At 63.6% G+C, this 18,548-nt stretch carries 20 protein-coding genes; 9 read left to right on the forward strand and 11 right to left on the reverse strand.

Going from position 1 to position 18,548, the window contains the following annotated elements:
* The first annotated feature begins 203 nt into the window (after positions 1 to 203).
* From CJ178_RS21565 to CJ178_RS21580, 4 genes are read left to right on the forward strand one after another with little or no spacing between them, the layout of a single operon-like run.
* Positions 204 to 1,061, forward strand: coding sequence for a DUF4328 domain-containing protein (locus CJ178_RS21565; protein ID WP_257013300.1), 858 nt, complete (start codon positions 204 to 206; stop codon positions 1,059 to 1,061).
* On the forward strand, positions 1,058 to 1,822 hold the full coding sequence (locus CJ178_RS21570) for a glycerophosphodiester phosphodiesterase (RefSeq protein WP_045066271.1): 765 nt from the start codon (positions 1,058 to 1,060) through the stop codon (positions 1,820 to 1,822). Before CJ178_RS21565 ends, CJ178_RS21570 begins: the two co-directional genes overlap by 4 nt.
* A 30-nt stretch (positions 1,823 to 1,852) precedes the next feature.
* Positions 1,853 to 2,767: a DUF5926 family protein gene (locus tag CJ178_RS21575; RefSeq protein ID WP_095887623.1), complete on the forward strand. Its 915-nt coding sequence runs from the start codon at positions 1,853 to 1,855 to the stop codon at positions 2,765 to 2,767.
* Positions 2,768 to 2,814: 47 nt separating this feature from the next.
* Entirely contained in the window at positions 2,815 to 3,603 is a 789-nt protein-coding gene (locus CJ178_RS21580; protein ID WP_095887624.1) for an alpha/beta fold hydrolase, read from the forward strand.
* On the opposite strand, the gene CJ178_RS21585 is transcribed toward CJ178_RS21580, so the two are convergent.
* The 5 genes from CJ178_RS21585 to CJ178_RS21605 all read right to left on the reverse strand — a co-directional run bounded on the left by CJ178_RS21585 (position 3,600) and on the right by CJ178_RS21605 (position 7,805).
* Positions 3,600 to 4,145 (reverse strand): ferritin, encoded by a 546-nt coding sequence (locus tag CJ178_RS21585; RefSeq protein ID WP_033235246.1) that lies wholly within the window; start codon positions 4,143 to 4,145, stop codon positions 3,600 to 3,602. The genes CJ178_RS21580 and CJ178_RS21585 overlap by 4 nt on opposite strands.
* 90 nt (positions 4,146 to 4,235) lie before the next feature.
* Positions 4,236 to 4,781: a ferritin gene (locus tag CJ178_RS21590; protein WP_045066274.1), complete on the reverse strand. Its 546-nt coding sequence runs from the start codon at positions 4,779 to 4,781 to the stop codon at positions 4,236 to 4,238.
* A 46-nt stretch (positions 4,782 to 4,827) separates the two neighbouring features.
* Positions 4,828 to 6,165, reverse strand: a complete 1,338-nt coding sequence (locus tag CJ178_RS21595; protein WP_373557460.1) for an LCP family glycopolymer transferase — start codon at positions 6,163 to 6,165, stop codon at positions 4,828 to 4,830.
* 16 nt (positions 6,166 to 6,181) lie between these two features.
* Positions 6,182 to 7,036 (reverse strand): CPBP family intramembrane glutamic endopeptidase, encoded by an 855-nt coding sequence (locus CJ178_RS21600; protein ID WP_373557461.1) that lies wholly within the window; start codon positions 7,034 to 7,036, stop codon positions 6,182 to 6,184.
* Entirely contained in the window at positions 7,008 to 7,805 is a 798-nt protein-coding gene (locus CJ178_RS21605) for a DUF2470 domain-containing protein (protein WP_045066279.1), read from the reverse strand. Before CJ178_RS21605 ends, CJ178_RS21600 begins: the two co-directional genes overlap by 29 nt.
* 139 nt (positions 7,806 to 7,944) lie before the next feature.
* Here CJ178_RS21605 and CJ178_RS21610 point away from each other — a divergent pair, with 139 nt between their 5' ends.
* The 3 genes from CJ178_RS21610 to CJ178_RS21620 are packed head-to-tail and all read left to right on the forward strand — an operon-like array spanning position 7,945 to position 10,199.
* A complete protein-coding gene (locus CJ178_RS21610; protein ID WP_095887627.1) occupies positions 7,945 to 8,598 on the forward strand; it encodes a hypothetical protein in 654 nt (217 codons plus the stop codon).
* 21 nt (positions 8,599 to 8,619) lie between these two features.
* Positions 8,620 to 9,534: a prephenate dehydratase gene (gene pheA, locus CJ178_RS21615; protein ID WP_033235179.1), complete on the forward strand. Its 915-nt coding sequence runs from the start codon at positions 8,620 to 8,622 to the stop codon at positions 9,532 to 9,534.
* The gene (locus CJ178_RS21620) at positions 9,531 to 10,199 is read left to right on the forward strand and encodes a histidine phosphatase family protein (RefSeq protein WP_045066285.1); all 669 of its coding nucleotides are present in this window, start codon (positions 9,531 to 9,533) and stop codon (positions 10,197 to 10,199) included. The genes pheA and CJ178_RS21620 overlap by 4 nt, the downstream gene beginning before the upstream one ends.
* 9 nt (positions 10,200 to 10,208) lie before the next feature.
* Here CJ178_RS21620 and CJ178_RS21625 read toward each other — a convergent pair whose 3' ends face one another.
* From CJ178_RS21625 to CJ178_RS21650, 6 genes are all read right to left on the reverse strand, one after another.
* Positions 10,209 to 12,272 (reverse strand): acyltransferase family protein, encoded by a 2,064-nt coding sequence (locus CJ178_RS21625; RefSeq protein ID WP_095887628.1) that lies wholly within the window; start codon positions 12,270 to 12,272, stop codon positions 10,209 to 10,211.
* 40 nt (positions 12,273 to 12,312) lie between these two features.
* Positions 12,313 to 13,140 carry an ESX secretion-associated protein EspG gene (locus tag CJ178_RS21630; protein WP_095887629.1) on the reverse strand — a complete coding sequence of 276 codons (828 nt, stop codon included), beginning with the start codon at positions 13,138 to 13,140 and terminating at the stop codon, positions 12,313 to 12,315.
* Complete coding sequence (locus CJ178_RS21635; RefSeq protein ID WP_095887630.1) at positions 13,137 to 14,381, reverse strand: PPE family protein; 1,245 nt, start codon at positions 14,379 to 14,381, stop codon at positions 13,137 to 13,139. Before CJ178_RS21635 ends, CJ178_RS21630 begins: the two co-directional genes overlap by 4 nt.
* 57 nt (positions 14,382 to 14,438) lie before the next feature.
* Complete coding sequence (locus CJ178_RS21640; RefSeq protein WP_095887631.1) at positions 14,439 to 14,738, reverse strand: PE domain-containing protein; 300 nt, start codon at positions 14,736 to 14,738, stop codon at positions 14,439 to 14,441.
* Positions 14,739 to 14,880: 142 nt separating this feature from the next.
* Complete coding sequence (locus tag CJ178_RS21645) at positions 14,881 to 15,231, reverse strand: metallopeptidase family protein (protein WP_033235174.1); 351 nt, start codon at positions 15,229 to 15,231, stop codon at positions 14,881 to 14,883.
* A 3-nt stretch (positions 15,232 to 15,234) separates the two neighbouring features.
* On the reverse strand, positions 15,235 to 16,332 hold the full coding sequence (locus CJ178_RS21650) for a septum formation family protein (RefSeq protein ID WP_245005888.1): 1,098 nt from the start codon (positions 16,330 to 16,332) through the stop codon (positions 15,235 to 15,237).
* Positions 16,333 to 16,414: 82 nt separating this feature from the next.
* Between CJ178_RS21650 and CJ178_RS21655 the strand changes: the two genes are divergently transcribed.
* Both CJ178_RS21655 and serS read left to right on the forward strand, forming a co-directional pair.
* Positions 16,415 to 16,810, forward strand: coding sequence for an ankyrin repeat domain-containing protein (locus CJ178_RS21655; protein WP_092805552.1), 396 nt, complete (start codon positions 16,415 to 16,417; stop codon positions 16,808 to 16,810).
* A gap of 67 nt (positions 16,811 to 16,877) precedes the next feature.
* Positions 16,878 to 18,131, forward strand: a complete 1,254-nt coding sequence (gene serS / locus CJ178_RS21660; RefSeq protein WP_033235171.1) for a serine--tRNA ligase — start codon at positions 16,878 to 16,880, stop codon at positions 18,129 to 18,131.
* The last annotated feature ends 417 nt before the right edge of the window (positions 18,132 to 18,548 follow it).

Consider the following 18,548-nt stretch of genomic DNA (forward strand, 5'->3'; position numbering starts at 1 on the left):
GGTCACATTATCGGCACAAAGTTGTACCTGGAGATGAAGTTCAGGTTACGGAACAGCTCCGAAACCATTTGCTGCCGTTACCGATACGGCGTGACAGAATCGAGCGTGTGAACCAGCTACAGGTCTGCGCACGGTGCGCCGCACGATGGCCCGTCGTCGGTCCCGCGGGTAGATGGTGTCCCCGCTGCGGCGGTGTCCTCCTCATGCCGGTCCGCACCGACGTGTATCTGCCCCCCTCCCGTCGCGGCTTCCGGTGGATCGCCCGCAACCCCGGGGAACCACGTGGCGTCGGAGATCCCAACCCGCCGCGCGCCGACCCGTCGACGCCCCGATACGACGCCGTCCCGACGTGGGGACTCACCGACGTCGTCGACACCAGCCCAGCCGAGGAGTCTCGCGCCGACCGGATGGCCGATCGCGTCGGCTCGTTGCTCACCATTGCGGCAGTTCTGTACGGACTGGCCGTCTTCGCGGAACTCGGCCGCTACACGATCCTGGTGTACAACCAGACCCGTCTGGTCCCACAACTGTTGTTGCGGCTGTCGGACGCCGCCGTCTACTTCACGCAACTCGGTGGGCTGCTTACGGCTGTTCTCGCCGCCGTGGCCGCGGTGTGTTGGCTGCTACGTGCGCGCCGCGACCTGTACGCGCGGGAAAAGCGCACTGATCCACGCTCACGCGGTGAAATCCTGGTCGGCTGCGCCGTGCCGGTCCTCAATCTCGTGATGCCGCCCGTGTATCTACTCGAACTCGTGCGCCGCGACCCGCGCGGGAGCCGGCTCGTCAAGATCTGGTGGGGGTTCTGGGCGTTCAGTGGCTTCCTCCTTGTCGTGAACGCGTATTGGCGCTCGCGACCCGGCCTCCAGGCAATGGCCGACGGAGTGCTCCTCTCGGCCTTCATTGCGTTGATCGCCGCTGCCACCGCTGCGCTCCTGCTGGTGGTGATCCGGCGTATCGAGCACAAGGACTGGCGAGGCGAACCGGACACCGCGACCAGATGGGTGCCGGTTCCACGATCGGTGCTGGAAAATGCCGTGCCGGAAAAAGCAGCCGCTCAGTGAGCCCGGATCGTCGAGGCCCGCTTGTCGTAGCGCATCGAGGCGCGTCGGCCGCGCGGCCGGAACACACGCTTGCCGCTTACGAGCTTGCCCTCGAAGAAGGGGCAGACGGGCTCGAGTGCGATGTCCGGCTCACCCGCGACGGCCACCTGGTCTGTGTCCACGACCGCAAAGTCGACCGCACGTCCAGCGGCACCGGCATCGTCAGCGAGATGACCCTCGATTCCCTGACCGCACTCGACTTCGGATCAACCGGCGAGCCCGCAGATCTGCTGACCCTGACCGAACTCATCACTTTGGCGCTGGATTTCTCGCGTCCGGTGAAACTGTTCATCGAAACCAAACACCCCGTGCGGTACGGCGGACTGGTCGAAGCGAAACTCCTCGCCGAACTGCACCGCTTCGGCATAGCGTCGCCGCCGTCCGCGGATCATTCCCGGGCCGTCGTGATGTCCTTCTCGGCCAGCGCGGTGTGGCGTGTGCGCCGAGCAGCTCCCCTTCTGCCGACGGTCCTTCTCGGGGATGCGTCGCGGTATCTCGGCGGCGGCGCGTCGACGGCTGTTGGTGCGACCGCGATCGGCCCGTCCGTCAAGGCGTTGCGAGAGCATCCCGATCTTGTGGACCGCGCCGCTGCGGCCGGACGCGCTACCTACTGCTGGACCGTCGACGACAAGGCGGATGTGGACCTGTGCCGTGAGCTCGGGGTCAGTTGGGTGGCCACAAACCATCCCGGACGCACGAAGCAATGGCTGGGCAGTGCTTGATCGCGGGTGATCCCGTGTAGTTTTGCCCTCGTGGCTAAGAAGAGCAAGAGAAACAGTGGACCGAAGGTAGACAGTGGGCGTGCAGCGAAGCTCGCAGCCCGCCAAGCAGAGCGTGACGCCGCATCAGGCGCGGTCAACCGCCCGTTCGAAGGCCTCGCGGCAGAGTGCGACCTGGTTGCCATGCGCGAATTCGTTCCTTCGGCCACGGCTCCGCTGCCCGTCATCGGCTCGGATCGTCCCGTCACCGTCGCGACGGTTCTTCCCGGCGCTGTTGCCGCTCTCGTCCGCAACGAGGGTGAGACGGCAACCGGATTTGTCGGTGTTCAGGTTCAGGCTCACTCCGCAGATCTGGGCGCAGACCTCGCCGCATCCGTGACGTGGGTTGCCGACGCAGCCCCCGGCGACGCGCTCCCCGCTGCCGATCCCGCCGAGGACACCCCGGCTGTCACCGCCGTCGTCGATCCCGCCGCACTGCTCGACATCACCGTCTACCAGGACTTCAACTGGTGGATCCCCGAAGATACCGAAACGGATGCCCAGGTCAAGGCCACCGTTGAGCAGGCCAACGCGGCAATCATGCCGTCGGCTCGCCTCGAAGGTGACGGCCTCGTCGCAGCCTGGTGGGTAGACGCCGGAGAGAAGGCGCATCTGCGTTGGGTTCGCCCCGAAAGCGAAGACGATCTGATGCTTGCACTGGCTCGCGTTCACGCTGCCGGCGGACTGAACCTGGGTGAGGGTTCGCGTTACGCGGGATCCTTCCGCACCCACGGACTGCTGGTTCCGGTCTTCGACCTGGACCCCGAGAAGCACGCAAACGAGTGGGTTGCGGCAACCGTCGAGTTCGGAGATCGCCTGGCGCAGGCCCTGGCCGTCGACGCACCTTTGACGTCGGCCGAACTGCGTTCGCGCGACGGACTGCGTGGACGTCAGGTCACGCTGCGCTGATAGCGCTTCTATAGACGTTACGCAGGGTCACGTATAAAGTTCTACGGATGACCTTGGCGCACGACATCTCCGGTAGCGGTCCCACGCTTGTGCTCGTCCATGGCATTGTTCATCGGCGCCAGGCGTGGGATTCGCTTTTGGATCAGTTGACGCCGTATCGGCGCGTCGTCACGGTTGATCTCCCCGGCCACGGGGATTCTGAGCTGCCCGAACTCGGCACTGATGTCATGGGCCAGTTGATCGACGACGTCAGTGAATTCATCACAGAGGTGACGCCGCCGGGCGAGCGCGCCCACGTCGCCGGTAATTCTCTCGGCGGATGGATCTCACTGTGCCTCGCGGCACGCGGCGATGTTGCTTCGGCAACGGCGCTCTCGCCGGCCGGATTTTTTGTCAATCATCTGGATCAGGTGCGCGCGATAGGCACGTTTCAGGCACTCCGAAGCACGGCCAAACTCTTCGGCGACGGATTGCCCCGCGCGTTGCAGTACAAGCTGATTCGCTATCCGGCGCTTGCCGCGTTCTTCGCGCATCCGAGTCACGTCGACTACTCCGCTGCCCTGGCCGACTGCCGTTCACTTATCTCGAATGAGCTTGTCGATCTAGGGATGGAACTCGATTTTGTGCTGCCGCCGATCGTGAATCCGGCTGTGCCCGTGACAGTTGCGTGGGGCCGACGCGACCTGATCCTGCCGGTCTATCAGGCCCAGCGCGTGAAAAAGCCCTTCCCGCAAGCGAAACTCATAGTTTTGCCTGGGGTAGGGCATGTTCCGATGACCGACTCACCCGAGCTGATCAGCTCGATTCTGCTGGCCGGCAGTGAGTTGCGGCGTTAGACGGCTCCACCGGCAACTGCGGGTGCTCCCGAAGAATCGCCAACGACGCTCATTTCACGAGACACAAAATCCTCGATGTCGAACAGGTTGGCGCCCGCACGATCCGCAATGGTGAGAAGTGTTGTCATGCTCGCAACTTCCTCGACCTGCTCCTTGAGGAACCACTGCATGAACTGCTCACCCAAGTAGTCGCCTTCCTCACGAGCGGTGCTCGCGAGCTGAACGATCTGCTCGGTGACGGACTTCTCCTGGGTGAGTGCAAGCGCAATGGCTTCCCGGACATCCTTGAAGTCGGACTTGGCGCCGTCGACACCCGTGAGTTCGACGTTGATGCTGCGATCAAGGAAGTACTGGACGATCATCATCGCGTGATTGCGCTCTTCAACGGCCTGCTTGTAGAAGTGCTTGGCAAGCTGCGGAAGATCGGCGTAGTCGAAATAAACAGCAGTTGCCGTGTACTGGTGCGAGGCGTTGAATTCGTTGCGAATCTGGTCTCGGAGGAGCGCATGGAATTTAGTCATGTGTGTGTCACCAGAAGTCATGAACCCCAAGATAGTGCAGGTCAGGGGCACTGTCATCCCAGTGCAGCCTTATTGTGGTAAGCGTTTCCAAACTAATGGAAACCTAATTATTCAAGCCCCGGCACCCGCAATTTTCGGAGCAGTGGCATCGGCTGCGGGCGGATTGTTCATCTCGCGCGCCACAAAGTTTTCCAAGTGGAAAAGATTGTTTCCTGCCCGATCCACGATCGACAACAACGTGGTCATACTCGCGACTTCCTCAACCTGTTCCTTGAGGAACCACTGCATGAACTGCTCACCCAGATAGTCTCCGGTGTCACGAGCAGTGCGAGCCAGACGCGTGATCTGAGCCGTGACGGTGTGCTCCTGCTCGAGCGCCAATTCCACAGGTCCGCGCACATTTTCGAACTTCGTGACAACCTCGCCGACTCCGGGAATCTCGACGTCGAGATCGTTGTCCAGCAAGTACTGGATCATCATCATGGCGTGGGAGCGTTCTTCGCCCGCCTGGTTGTAGAAACGCGTCGCCATTTGCGGAAGATCATGCGAATCGAAGTACACGGCCACCGCGACGTACTGCTGAGACGCCGTGAACTCGTTCCGGATCTGCTCACGCAGAAGAAGGGTGAATTCGCTCGAGTTCTTCGCCTGTGTCATGTCTCCAGGTTACTGCGTGCAGGCCGCCGTCCGGGATCTACGTTGCTCAGCCGGGTGTGACCAATTCCGCAGGAATCTGCTGATCATTGGCGAGCGCGTCGAAGAATTGTGATGCCTTGGTCTTGTCCCACAGCAGAACGTCACCCGAGCCGTCGACGTAATCGAATCCGCCGACGGGAACCGTTGTAGTTGTCATGCCGCCGCGCAAAGCCCACGCGAGTGACGCCAGATTCCAGATGTGATCACCGTTGTCGACCTGAAGCGACTTTGCCGTGTCGGTGGCGAGGGACCACAACCGGAACGGATTGAGGAACGTCGTAGGACTGGTGGCCTTCGACAGCAGAGCCGACATGAACTTGCGCTGATTGTTCATGCGATCGAGATCGGCCATCGCCGTTGCGCGGGTACGCACAAATCCGAGCGCCTCCGAGCCCGTCAGGTCCTGACACCCGGCAGGCAAGTTGATACCGGCAAGCGGATCGTCGATCGGAGAATCCAGGCACACGTTGACCCCGCCGACAGCATCCACGATTCCCGCAAAACCGCTGAATCCGATTTCCGCGTAGTGGTCGATCCGCAAACCCGTTGCTTCCTCGACGGTCTGCACCAGCAACGGCGCTCCGCCCCACGCGAATGCGGCATTGATCTTGTCGGAACCCTCACCCGGAATCGGAACATACGAGTCACGCGGAATGCTGACCATCGTGGTCTTCCCACTCTTGGGCACATGGACCAGCATGATCGTGTCCGTGCGCTTGGGTCCGGTATCGCCACCGGTCGCGAGCGCCTGCTCCTGCTCCGGAGTCAGACCGTCGCGGCTGTCCGAACCCACGATCAACCAGTTCGTGCCAGGTGTATCCGCGACGCGGCCGGCGTAGTCGGGAAGCGCGTCGATCCGATTCAGTGAATTGTCGACGTAGAAAATCGCGCCGACAAACGCGAGAAGCAGGACCAGCAACGTGATGCCGATGCGCTTGCCCCAATTCTTGCGTCGACGAGGCGCCGACGGCGGCTGCTGACGCGGCGGTGGCTGGCGGGGTGGCTGATTCGGCGGCGTCCTCCGCGGAGGTGGCGGGGGAGCTTGACGGTATTGCTGCGCTTGCCGATCCTGCGGTGGCTGCCGGTTCTGCTGGGGGTCCCGGTACGGCTGTGGTTGCTGCGGCGGGGCCCAGTTGTTGCGGTTTTGGGGCGGTGGGGTCTGCGACCACGCCCGGTTCTGGGGTGGCTGGTTCTGGGGTGGCCGGCCGTCACGGCGAATGACCTGAGTTCCCTCGGGCGGGCGCTGACCCTCGGGCGGGCGCGGCGGCTGACGCCGCGGCGGCGGACCCTGAGGTGGAGGACCCGGTCGCGGCGGGCGCTGAGGATAGGGGGAGTCGCCGGTCACCAGTTCACGGTACCGGTCACGGCAACCAACCCACATGATCGCGAAGCAGGGCGTAACCGATGAACGCCACCATGTCGATGAGCGCGTGGGCGATGATCAACGGCCACAAGCGGCCGGTTCGCTGCCAGTACCGACCGAAGATCAGACCCATGACGACGTTGCCGACACCACCACCGAAACCTTGGTACAGGTGATAGCTGCCCCGCAGCAGCGACGACGCGAGCAATGACGAGTTCTCGCCCCACCCGAGCAGGCGCAGCCTGCTGATCAGATACGCGACAACAAGAACTTCTTCGGCACTCGAGTTCGCGATCGCCGAGAGAATCAGAATCGGGACGCGCCACCAGTGATCGTCGAGGGCACTCGCCTGGACGGTGAGATTGATGTTCAACGCCTGCGCCGTGAGATAGAACAGTAGTCCGGGAAGGCCGATCAAGGCGGCAAGGCCAAAGCCGGGCGCGATGTCGCGTCGTAGCTTCGGTTTGGGAGGAAGGCCGGCCGCGGTCGGGCCGATACCCGCCCGCCAGAGCAGGTACAGGCCGAGTGCAGCCCACGCGAACAGTCTTGTCACACTCAGCAATTGACTAGCGAGGTCGATCCAGTCGATCGCTGCCTGCGACGGATTGAGCGCCACCGTCTGATCGGACAATGCGACGGGCGTCGCGAGGGATTCGAGGAGCGACAAGATGCCGGAAAGGCCACTGAGGCCGAAGGTGACCAGCAGGACGATCGTGATCTCGATCCGCACACCGCGACGTTCGGACGCATCGAGAGCAGGTCCGGCGGGAGCGGGTGGGTTCAACCACGAGCGGACGGTTTGGCGGGCATTCACCCGCGCAACGCTATCCGTTGGCAGCGCCGCCTGTGACATGTGAACCGCCGGGGCGCAGGCCGTTGAGGAACGGGCAGCCGACAAGGATGCGGATCGCGCGGGACAGCGAGATGGCGTCGTCGACGGGGTTGGCAAACGGCATCCAGACGTCCCGGTCGCCTGCGTGGTCCTCGATGCGCAGACGCAGTCCGTACCGGTCGATTCCGAGGGGGCGTACCCGTCCGGTGCGCAGGTATGAGGGCAGTTTGCGTGTGAGCATGTCCACAAGGTCGCTGTGATCTTCGTCGAGGTGCTGCAACCACGCCGTTTCCATTTCGCAGAACGGATCGGGGTGAGCGGCGAGCAGGTCTTCCACGGCGACGGGTTCGGCTCCGGACGAGTCTGCGACAACGGCCGACGCGAGGCTCAACCGGAGTAGTACCGAGGTGTGACCGAGGTCGAGGAGTGCGGGGTGCGGGTGTTCGGCGGCGACGTCGTCGGCCAGTACCCGTGATTCGTAGTCCGGCACCGCGTGCAGTGTGCCGCGCAGCCAGACGAGTGAGCGGACAGGTTCGCGCAGGGCCAGCGGCGCGTGATCGGTGAGCTCCAGCACTGCAGGTAGGCCGCCGTTTCCGGCGCTCCAGGCAAGTGCTGTTGCAGCCGAGCCGGAGGGGACGGCCACAACGATGTCGCCGTTGGATCGCAGGTGGTGCACCGATGTGACGGTCGGTTCGCTGCCTTCGATCGCGAGAACCGCATCCTGGGCTCGGGCGCAGGCGCTACGTACTCGTTCGGCGGTGGATGGACCGGTGCTCGTTTTCGTAGCCATGCTGCCCCCTCGGTGGGTGTTTCCGGTTGCCCCACCGGCTGATGAGGTAACCCTAACCTAAGCTGCTGTGGTGTGAATCGCAAGACTTTTGCGCAACTCGCCTGAAATCCCCGACCACACCCGCCACTACGGTGGAGCGGTGGCCATACCTCTTTCCCTCGGGTTGCCCCCGAAAAGTTCCCGTGGACTGCTCGACGGGCTCCTCCTCGGCACCCCTGGCGAACCCCGCGTTGTTCCCGCATCGGCGCTGCTCGGAGCCGAATCTGCTGGACGCGTCGTAGTTCTCCTCGATATCGACCCCGCGCGGTTGCGAGCGGATGCCGGTGCGTCGTACGAAGCGGTGCGCTTTGATCTGGAGTGCACAACCGAACAGATCGACGACGCCATCGCACTTCGCGTGCCCGCCCCACTCGCGGTGTACGTCGACGGCGGCGACGAGGTTCTGTCTCCGGCCGAATCGGCTGCGTTGCTCTGTGAAGGAGGACGCATTCCCGGCCTCGATTCAGGGCACTCACCTGCCGAAATCGCCGATTTTCTGGCCGTGCTGGCCCACGAATCGGTGGGTTTTGTCGCCCGAGCGGCCGACGCGGACGAGGTGATCGGATTGCTGTGCGGAACCATGGCGGCCCTGCGCGGCGACGACGCCCGCGCTGCCATTCTCGACCCGCAGCCGGCAAAACTGGCTGCGCTCATCCCCGAAGCCCAGTCCGCGTTGCGCGAGGTTCTCCTCACGATCGAAGTATCCGACCCGACTTCGGTGGAAACGGCACTACGTTCGGCAGGTTTGAGCTGATCGTTGCGTAACCTTTGAGGCGTGCCAAAAATCGCGTATTTCGGTCCGTCGGGAACCTTCACGGAGATAGCGCTCGCCCAGTTCGAGGCAGAGGGCGCATTCGACGAGCTGGTCGAACGGGTGCCTGCCGGTAGCCCACCCTCGACGCTCGACCTGGTTCGTGACGGCGTTGTCGACGGCGCCGTGGTGCCGTTCGAGAACTCGGTGGAAGGCGGTGTCGCGCCGACGCTGGACTCGCTCGCCTTGGGTTCGCCGCTGCAGATCGTGGCCGAGACCGAGATCGAGGTGAGCTTTTCCATCCTCGTTCGCGACGGCATCAGTGCGGATCAGGTGCGCACCATCGGTGCCTACCCGCACGCGAGCGCCCAGGTACGGGGATGGATCGCGGCCAATCTCCCGAACGCGGAAGTTGTGATCTCCTCGTCCAATGCCGGTGCCGCGCTGGACGTGCAGGCGGGAACCGTCGACGCCGGTGTGTCCACGGCCTTGGCCGGCCAGATGCTCGGATTGTCAAGCCTTGCAGACAATGTCGCCGACGTCGGCGGCGCTGTGACGCGCTTCGTGCTGGTCACCAAACCTGCGCCGGTACCGGCCAGAACCGGCGCAGACCGCACTGCCTTGGTGCTCCACCTCGACAACGCTCCCGGATCGCTGGTCCAGGCTCTCTCCGAATTCGCCGCTCGTGGAATTGATTTGACGCGAATCGAATCGCGTCCGATGCGCACGGAGCTCGGAACTTACCGATTCTTCGTCGACTGTGTCGGACATGTCGAGGACTCCCTGGTGGCCGAAGCGATGCGCGCGTTGTACCGAAAATCCGGAGTTCGCTTCCTGGGATCGTGGGCGACCGCGAATTCAACAGGGCCACAGCCTCCTTCGGATGAAACAGCGATCGCGTGGATCGAAGACCTCAAGCGCGGAGAGGGAGAACGATGACCGGCAGGCTCATTCTCGTTCGGCACGGCCAGACCGAAGCCAACGTAGCCAAGCGGCTCGACACAGCGTTGCCCGGAGCCAAACTCACCCCGGAAGGGCTGGCGCAGGCCGAAGTTCTGGGCAAGGGTCTGGCCGCCGCGCCGCCACTCGCCTTGGTGTCGTCCTTGGCGTTGCGAGCAAGGCAGACAGCGGGATTCGTCGAACAGGCCGCCGGGGTCTCACTGGACGTGCGAGACGGTTTGCATGAAGTGCAGGCAGGTGACCTGGAAGATCGCACCGACGAAGACGCGCACCGTCTGTTTGTCGAAACCTTCCATCACTGGCACACCGGCAACCTCGGTATGCGTATACCCGGTGGCGAAACCGGTTACGACGTCTTGGAACGGTATATCCCCGTGGTCAACTCACTGCGTGACGAGTTCCTCGAAGGGTCGTCGCGCGCCGGCGATATCGTTGTCGTGAGCCACGGCGCCGCCATCAGGCTGGTCGCAGCTCAGCTCGCGGGCATCCCGGGACTGTTCGCGGCGAACAATCACCTCGCGAACACCGAAAGCGTCGAACTCCTGCCGCGAGCCGACGGCGGTTGGGAGTGCTTGCGCTGGGGAACGGTGAACCCACCGTTCGAGCACCGGCTCATTCCGGGCGCCGACGACGTGATGGGCTGACGCTCCAGCTCACCACCAAGTTGTCGCTGATCCCAACTGACGGCCGAGTTCCGGCGTCAAGGTTCGGACGTAGCTTGCCGTGAGGTGGTGGGAATCGTGGTACACCAACACATTTCCCTCCGTCACGCGGCACAGGTCGGGGCCGCAGACACCATCGCTCAGATCCAGTAGCGCTACGTTGGAGAGTTCCGCAATTGCCTCCCACGCCGGGTTGATGTCGCTGAGCATGTCTGCCCGCGGCAAGGCGCAATGATCCGCTGAGGTAGCGGTTGCCAGGCAGTCGATGGCGCGATACGGAACGCCGTCGTGGTGCAGCCATGGAGTATCGCGGATCGCGAGAACCTGAACGCCGCTCTGCTCCAGCTCGTGCCACACCTCGACGTAGGATTCGGGCGTCACGTCGCCGGGACCGTCCGGGCTGGGCCGGCTGGCGGTCGTGAACACGAAATCGGGTGTGGTGGCGGCAAGTCGGTCGATGACCGCGCTCGACCACGGCGCGCAATCCGGTACGTCGCTGACGGCGGGGCTCTCTCCCGCGACCAGCGGACAACCCATCTTCAGATACGTGTCGACCCGAAATCCATTGCTGCGGCCCAGTTCGTCGAGTGCGGTGATCCAGTGCTCGGAATGGGATCCCCCGGCCAGGGCGATCGTGCGGTCTGCGTTCACGTCGCCGTACGTGCAGGTCACGATGTCGATCTGCTGGAAATCCGAGATACAGCCGTCGAGCGTGGTTATCGGAAGATCCAGTGGTGCGTCGAAAATGGACGGAACCATCGACGCTTCCGGGACCGAGACGCCGTCGGTCAACGTCAAGGCGCCCGGGTGCGTTGGGATGTCGAGAGTATCGGCTGCGCGCTGACCCGTGCTCTGACTTCCCACGTAGGCCTGCCAACCGAACATTCCGGTGACGATGACCGCCGCACCGACGACGGAGGCCAGCAGGATCGGCCTCCGTGCCGGAGCATCGCGCTCGATCGGTACCTCGACCGCCATCCGCAAGCCGTAGGCCACCGCGAGCGATACGGCGATGATCAACGTCCCGCCCACAAATCCGGCTTCCGGGCGCCCGGTGACAACGAGAGCGAACACCAGGATCGGCCAGTGGACCAGGTACAGCGCAAAGGCGAAGGAGCCAAGCTGCGAGAGAACGGGGTGCGCGAGAACCTGTGCGGTCCAAGTCTTGTTTCCCGCGCCGCTGACTATCAGTGCGATGGCCGCGAGAGTGGGGACCAGGGTCCACGGTCCCGGGAATTGCTCGGCGCCGTCGAGGAAGAACCCACACAGCAGAATCGACGCCAGTCCAGCGATGCCGAGAGCTGTTCTGAGCGCAAGCGGCCAGGCCCCGACCCGCGTGATATTCCAGCGTGTCAGCATCAACGCCGCGAGTGCGCCCACAGACGGCTCCCACAACCGGGCTGCGGAATCGTAGTAGTTCCAGGCTTGATCGTGGCCCGACATCACTGCGGCGTAGGTAAACGACGCAACAGCAAACGCGCCGAACACCAGCGTCAGTGTTGGCCGCAGAAGCTCTGGGCGAGTGCGTGATACGCACGACGCGACCACCAGCACGACGGCGATGGCCACGAGATAGAACTGACCCTGCACAGCCATCGACCACAGATGTTGGAGTGGAGACACCGAACCGTCGGCCGCCAGATAATCGCTCGACGTAAGTGCAAGCTGCCAATTCTGGAAGAAACCGAGAACAGCAGTCAGCTCGTCGGCGAGGCCGGCCCATCGGGTGCGAGGCAACAGCACCAAGGCCGCCGCCGCGGTCAGGAGCGTCACCGCCGCAATCGGCGGGAACAGTCTGACGAATACCCGTTTGAACGCCGGCAGGGGATTGAGCGAGCCACCGGCCTCGGCGCGGCGAACCAGCGAACCGACAAAGAAGTAGCCGGACAGAACCAAGAAGACGTCGACCCCGCCGGACACCTTGCCGAACCACACATGGAAGACCACCACCAAGGCGATAGCGAGTCCCCGAAGCCCGTTGAGGTCTTCGCGGTACTGCCGTGTTCTCGGTTTGTGCGGTGACTCGACGGTGGTGGCGGGGGTGGTCAAAGGCATGCTGGGTGAAGGCTCCGGGCGTCTAGGGGATCGCCCTAGGTTACCGGGAGACGGCACCAGGCGATTCGGACAGCAGTTCTACCAGCGAATTCACCGCCTGTCGGAGCCGTTGGGGTGTTCCGGAACTGATCGAGCTCCACTGTGTACCGTCGGCCGACGTGCTTGACGACGCGACAATGCGGCCATGCGCGGTGTTGAAGACCGACACCACTCCGGCGGGGAGCTTCTCGATGCCGACGCCCCGCGGGACGGCAACAATTTCCGTGAAGGACGTGCAGGTGACAATCGCACTGCCGAGCTGGCCGGCCTCGACGGGTGGTACCCCGGCTTGGGTCAGAGCGTCGGCGACGGTGTCTGCGTCGGGTCCGGCGTTCAGTGCGGCGCTCAGCATGTCGGTGGGTGCGTTGATCACGGCAATCGGCATGGGTTCCGACGGGCCGAGTGCGCGCACCACCGCATCTGCCGGATTTACGACTTTGTGAAGTGTGTAGATTTTGGTTTCTTCGTTGAAAGATGCTTCCACGCACAGTGATTCATCGGCGGCAACGCACACTCGGGTCAGTGTTCCCTGGTTGTGGCTGCGCAGCGCAAGTTCCCATGCGGGGCGCGTCAGGGTGCGCAGTGTCGCAGCAACGCCGTGATGGATCTCGCCGCCCAGGAGAAGATCTCGCGCAGCCAAAGATGTTGCTGCACTGCGCATTGTTGCATCGTATTCGGTTACCGAATCCCAGAGTGCTGTGCCGCCGAGTACCACCGGGAGCACGTCGAGGCCGAGGCGCTCGCGGGCATACTCGATCTCCGCCGACGTAAGATCGACGGAGGGGAAAACGTCGGTGTCGGTAGCTATTCCGAGATCAAGGGTGCTCACAGGCGCGATTCCACATCGGGGGCACCGATCACCGAGGTGATGACGGTACGCCCATCGGCAAAATGCTCGAAGTGCTTGAGGTAGTCGGGGGTTTCATGGAATTCGGTGTCGTCGTCATCCGCCGCGGCATGTCGACCACTGGCGACGGGGCCCGTTCCGGAACTCGGCGTAGCGCGGACGGCGTCGGTGCGAACCGCGTCGGAGCGCACACTTTCGGTGCCGACAGCATTGACTACTGTCCCGGATGCCGCGCGGGGCGTGATCTGGTCGGCAGAACTGACCGAAAGCCCTGCGCTGGTCGAATGTGCGCCGACGGGTGTTGTGGCAGACGCTGCGGTGGTGGCTGCCGCATGCCGCCCAGTGCTGTTGCCGCCGGTCAGGGCGGTCAACGGTGAACTCAGGAGTGATGTTGCGCCCGCTCCCAGTCCGCCGGCTAACCCGCCGCCCAACCCGCCGCCCAGGCCGACCGCCGCCGACACGGCACCAGCCGCCGCGGTAGCCGTTGTCGCGGCTGCTGTTGCTGCAGTGGTGGCGGCGTTGGCTCCGCCCAATACGGCGCCGAGCTGGGAAGCGGCCGCAGTGACGGCAGGGTTGGAGAGCACCGACGTGATTGCCGCCGCAGCAGTGCGGACCGGCTCGACAAATGCGTTGACGGTCTGCTCGGCGACGCTGACATTCTGCTGGGGGCCTTGGCCGGCAACATCGGACATGGTGATGGACGGCGGCGTCTCGAACTCGTCCCGCACGGCGAGGGGAGCCGTAGCGGAATCGTAGGTTTCCATGGCCGCCGCTGCCCGGAGCTTGAGCTGCTCTGCAGCCAGTTCGGCCACCGCAGCTGATCCGGTGAGGGCACCGCCGAGCGTGTACGCGGCCAGCTTGGCTGTTTCGACGGCAGCGATTTCCGGTAACGACGGCATGGCGATAGCCGCGACGGTGTACGTCGCCGACTGAACCTGCGCTTTGCCGCCGGTCTTCTGGGCGAGCATGGAAGACCGCGCCGCCCACTCCTCGAACGGTTTGAACTTGGCGAGAGCGGCATCGGCAGCGTCGCCCGTCCAGCCGATTCGTAGATTTGCCATCACTCGGCTGACCGTCGACGCAGTGTCTCCGAGTCCGGCGGATACTGCCGTCCAGGCTCCGCCCGCGACGCTGAGTGGCACCGGGCCCGCGCCGGCGATCAACGCAGCCGAATTGGGCGCTGCGCCGCGTGGATACCAGATGACGCCGGTGATGCCGACCATTGTTCTTCCCCCCAGAAGTGGATATGTGCGAAGTAGTGACGTGTCTGCGGACGAGAATCAGAGTGGAGCCGAAGCCAGATCTACCTGCGTCCGGTTGTCCTCGAATTCATAGGCGGCGGCGTAGCGGCGCAGTGCGGCGGCTGCGTCTTCGAGTTCGGCAACAGCGCGGTCGGCTGACGATGCCAAGCTTTCGGACGTCGCATTGAAACTGTTCGCGGCGCTGGTGGACACTTCGTCGGAGCCGGACGGCAGGACTTGCCGGGCGGGTCTTGTGGACGCGACGACTCCGCGCAGCCGTGCGGCCCCGGCTTCGAGTTCGAGGGCAGCGGTAATCAGTGCGTGAGGATCGACGTGCATGTGCCGAACTCCTAGGTGACCAGTGCGAATGATGGGCGAGGATCATCATCCGTCGCCCTACAGACGCCGAACGTCAAACTCCCCGCACCTACTTTGATGCGCGCCGGGAGCTGTCGGTTCCCTCGAAATCGGACTGGTTTTCTCAACCCCACCCGAGTTCGTGCAAGCGGTCCTCTTCGATTCCGAAGTAGTGGGCGATCTCGTGGATGACCGTGACCGCAACCTCGTGCACGACCTCTTCTTCGGACTCGCAGATGTCGAGGATCGCGTCGCGGTAGATGGTCACCGTGTCCGGCAGGTATCCGCCGTACTGAGAATCGCGCTCGGTGAGGGCAATGCCCTGGTACAGCCCGAGAAGTCCCGGTTCCTCGGGGTCACGAGGTTCGACCAGGACAACAACGTTGTCGATGGCCTTTGCCAATTCCGGCGGAATGAGATCGAGTGCCTCGCCGACCAGGTCTTCGAACCGGTCGTCGTTCATGGTTACCGTCATGGCTTACGACGGCGGGGACGCGCCGGGCAACGGTGTCGGCACTGACCGACCTTCCGGTGCTGAGGGCGGCGGGACCGGAGCCGCGCCGTTGATCAGGATTTCACCTTTGGCGCTGCCGGTGATGGCCGCGAACCCGCCGGTGGCGACTTCCGTGCCGACGGAGCAGTTGACGCGTCGGCTGCCGGCCAGCCAGCTCTCGAGGGCGATGTTGTCCCAGAACAGGGTCAGTGTCTTGTCGCGCAAGGCGTCGGCAGAACCGAGGTATTCGTTGGCAGCCTGCGTGCAGACCCCTTCGAGATAGGCGTCCTGATCCTCGACCGACGGCATGCCTGCGGGAAACTGGGTGCCCAGGTCGATCACCGAGATGACCTCGTACGCGTGGGGGTTCGCGCAATCCACGGGGTCGGTCGGGAGATTCTGGTTGATGCCGATGCAGGTTCCGACGTCCCAGACATTCGACTGATCCTGATCGGCAACCCTGCCGATGAATGGCAGAAGTTCACCGGTTGTGGTCGAGAACTGCAGACCACAGCGCAGCGAACGGTCGCCAGACGTCCAGGACGATTCACTCGGGAACATCAGTCCGACGCTGAACTTGCCCTTCGGGTCGAACCGCGAGCCGAGGTACGAGTTCACGATCGGAGTGCAGTGCTCGTCGCGCAGTTCTGCGAACCGCAGCGCGCCCGGGTATCGCGATCCGGGGCCGAACTCCGCGCCCGGGAACACCGACAAGTCGAGCGGGCCGGCAACTTCGAAGCGGTGCTCGGTGTCGCACGAGACGATGGACATGTCGGTGCGATCACCACCGGATGCCGTCGCAGGCGTCCAGTTCAGGCAATCGCCCGCGCCGGCAGACGTGAAGGCGTTTTCCTCGGCGGACTTGTTGGTGGCCTGAGAGCCGATTCCGCCGACAGTGGCAGCTGGCTTGTCTCCACTGTTCAGGCCGCCGGAAATCGCGATTGTCGCAATGGCGGCAACAACCGCGCCCACCGCAACAGCAGCCAGAACGCGTCTGGTGCGGTGCGCTGAGACGGTTTTCTTCTCCGACGCGCCCGTCGGGCCCGCCGGATCGGACGGCTTCTCGATCTTGTCTTCAGGCATCGATCCCATCATGCCTGTTTTCCATGCCGTACCGAACCTTCACGGCAAAACGTTTACGTCCGAAGCAGGTATTTTATGGACTATGACCGAAGAATCCGGGCTCGAACCCGAAGCCGTCGAACTTGCCGGGCGCCTCTTCGACATGGCGCGGACCGGCGACGCGGCGTCTCTGGCGTCGTACATCGACGCCGGGATTCCGGTGGATCTGACCAACAGCAGCGGCGACACGCTGGTGATGTTGGCCGCATATCACGGCCACGTTGATGCCGTCGTTGCTCTGATCGAGCGCGGCGCAGATGTCAATCGGGCCAACGACAAGAACCAGACACCCCTTGCCGGTGCCGTCTTCAAGGGTGAGGACGCCGTCGTAAAAGCACTGGTGAGCGGGGGAGCCGACCCGCGCGGCGGGCATCCGAGCGCTATCGACGCCGCCCGGATGTTCGGACGCGAGGACTATCTTTCCCTGCTCGAATCCTGAGCGTCGCACAGAGCGGCCGCGGACGTGACCGTTGGCGACCTGGGGTGAGTGGGTAAAGTTCCTAGTCGTGATTGACCTCAAGTTCCTCCGCGAGAATCCCGAAATCGTCCGCGAGTCGCAGCGCACCCGTGGAGAAGATCCCGGACTGGTCGACGCTCTGCTCGAAGCCGACGCGTCCCGACGCGCCGCTGTGCTGACCGGAGACAACCTCCGCGCCGAGCAGAAGGCGTTCGGCAAGAAGGTCGGACAGGCATCTCCGGAGGAGCGTCCCGCACTGCTCGCGGGGTCCAAGGAACTTGCGGCCAAGGTCAAGGAAGCCGAAGCCGCGCAGCACGAGGCTCAGGCCGCGCTCGACGCTGCCCATCGCGCGATCTCCAACGTCGTGCAGGAGGGCGCTCCCGCCGGCGGCGAAGACGACTACATCGTCCTCGAGACTGTCGGCGACATTCCTTCGTTCGACTTCGAGCCGAAGGATCACCTCGAGCTCGGTGAATCGCTCAACCTCATCGACATGGAGCGCGGCGCGAAGGTCTCGGGTTCGCGTTTCTACTTCATGACCGGGTACGGCGCGATGCTCCAGCTCGGACTGCTGCAGCTCGCGGCGCAGAAGGCTATCTCCAACGGCTTCACGATGATGATTCCGCCGGTGCTCGTGCGCCCCGAGATCATGGCCGGTACCGGCTTCCTCGGCGCTCACTCCGACGAGATCTACCACCTCGAGGAAGACGACCTCTACCTCGTCGGCACCTCCGAGGTTCCGATGGCCGGTTACCACTCGGGTGAAATTCTCGAGCTGAACGAAGGCCCGAAGCGCTACGCCGGTTGGTCCTCGTGCTTCCGCCGTGAAGCGGGCAGCTACGGCAAGGACACCCGCGGCATCATCCGCGTCCACCAGTTCGACAAGGTCGAAATGTTCACGTACTGCCGACCGGAGGACGCCGACGCCGAGCATCAGCGTCTCCTGCGTTGGGAGCGGGACATGTTGGACGCCATGGAGATTCCTTACCGCGTCATCGACGTTGCCGGCGGAGACCTCGGTTCTTCCGCTGCCCGTAAGTTCGACTGCGAGGCATGGGTTCCGACGCAGCAGGCGTACCGCGAACTGACCTCGACCTCCAACTGCACGACCTTCCAGGCGCGACGGTTGAGTGTTCGGTACCGCGACGAGAACGGCAAGCCGCAGACAGCTGCCACCCTCAACGGCACCCTGGCTACGACGCGCTGGATCGTGTCGATCCTCGAAAACCACCAGCAGGCCGACGGCACCGTTCGCGTCCCGGCAGCACTGGTTCCGTTTGTCGGCACGGATGTGTTGCGCTGACTTCTTCCTAGCTGAAAAGCCGAGGCCGTGACGATTTTGTCGCGGCCTCGGCTGCTTTTTCTGCCCGACCAGGTGTGTTCGGCTTGGGGGTAGTCGTTTCTCGCAGAGCGGGGCTGAAGGTCTGATGATCTGCAGCTCCGCTCTTGTCTATTTCGGCCTTCTTAGCTCATCCAAGACGTTGGTCAGCAACATTTTGTTCCTTATTGGACGTCCGTCTTACCAAAACTGATACAGGTAGCAGTTTTCTGGCTACTCTGTGATTCAACTTTTGATCAACAGTTCTTAACCAAAATGTCGGCTCGCTGGGTGGGCTTCCCTTCTGCTGCGCAAAGCAGATTTGGATTTAGCTCAACTGCTGCTGTGGCACTGGCTGCGGCGGTTGTTTCGTCCAGTCAGTGCATCGCAGAGAGAGGGCTC

Source organism: Rhodococcus sp. ACPA4 (assembly GCF_002300185.1).
In the GTDB taxonomy this organism is placed as follows: domain Bacteria; phylum Actinomycetota; class Actinomycetes; order Mycobacteriales; family Mycobacteriaceae; genus Rhodococcus_F; species Rhodococcus_F globerula.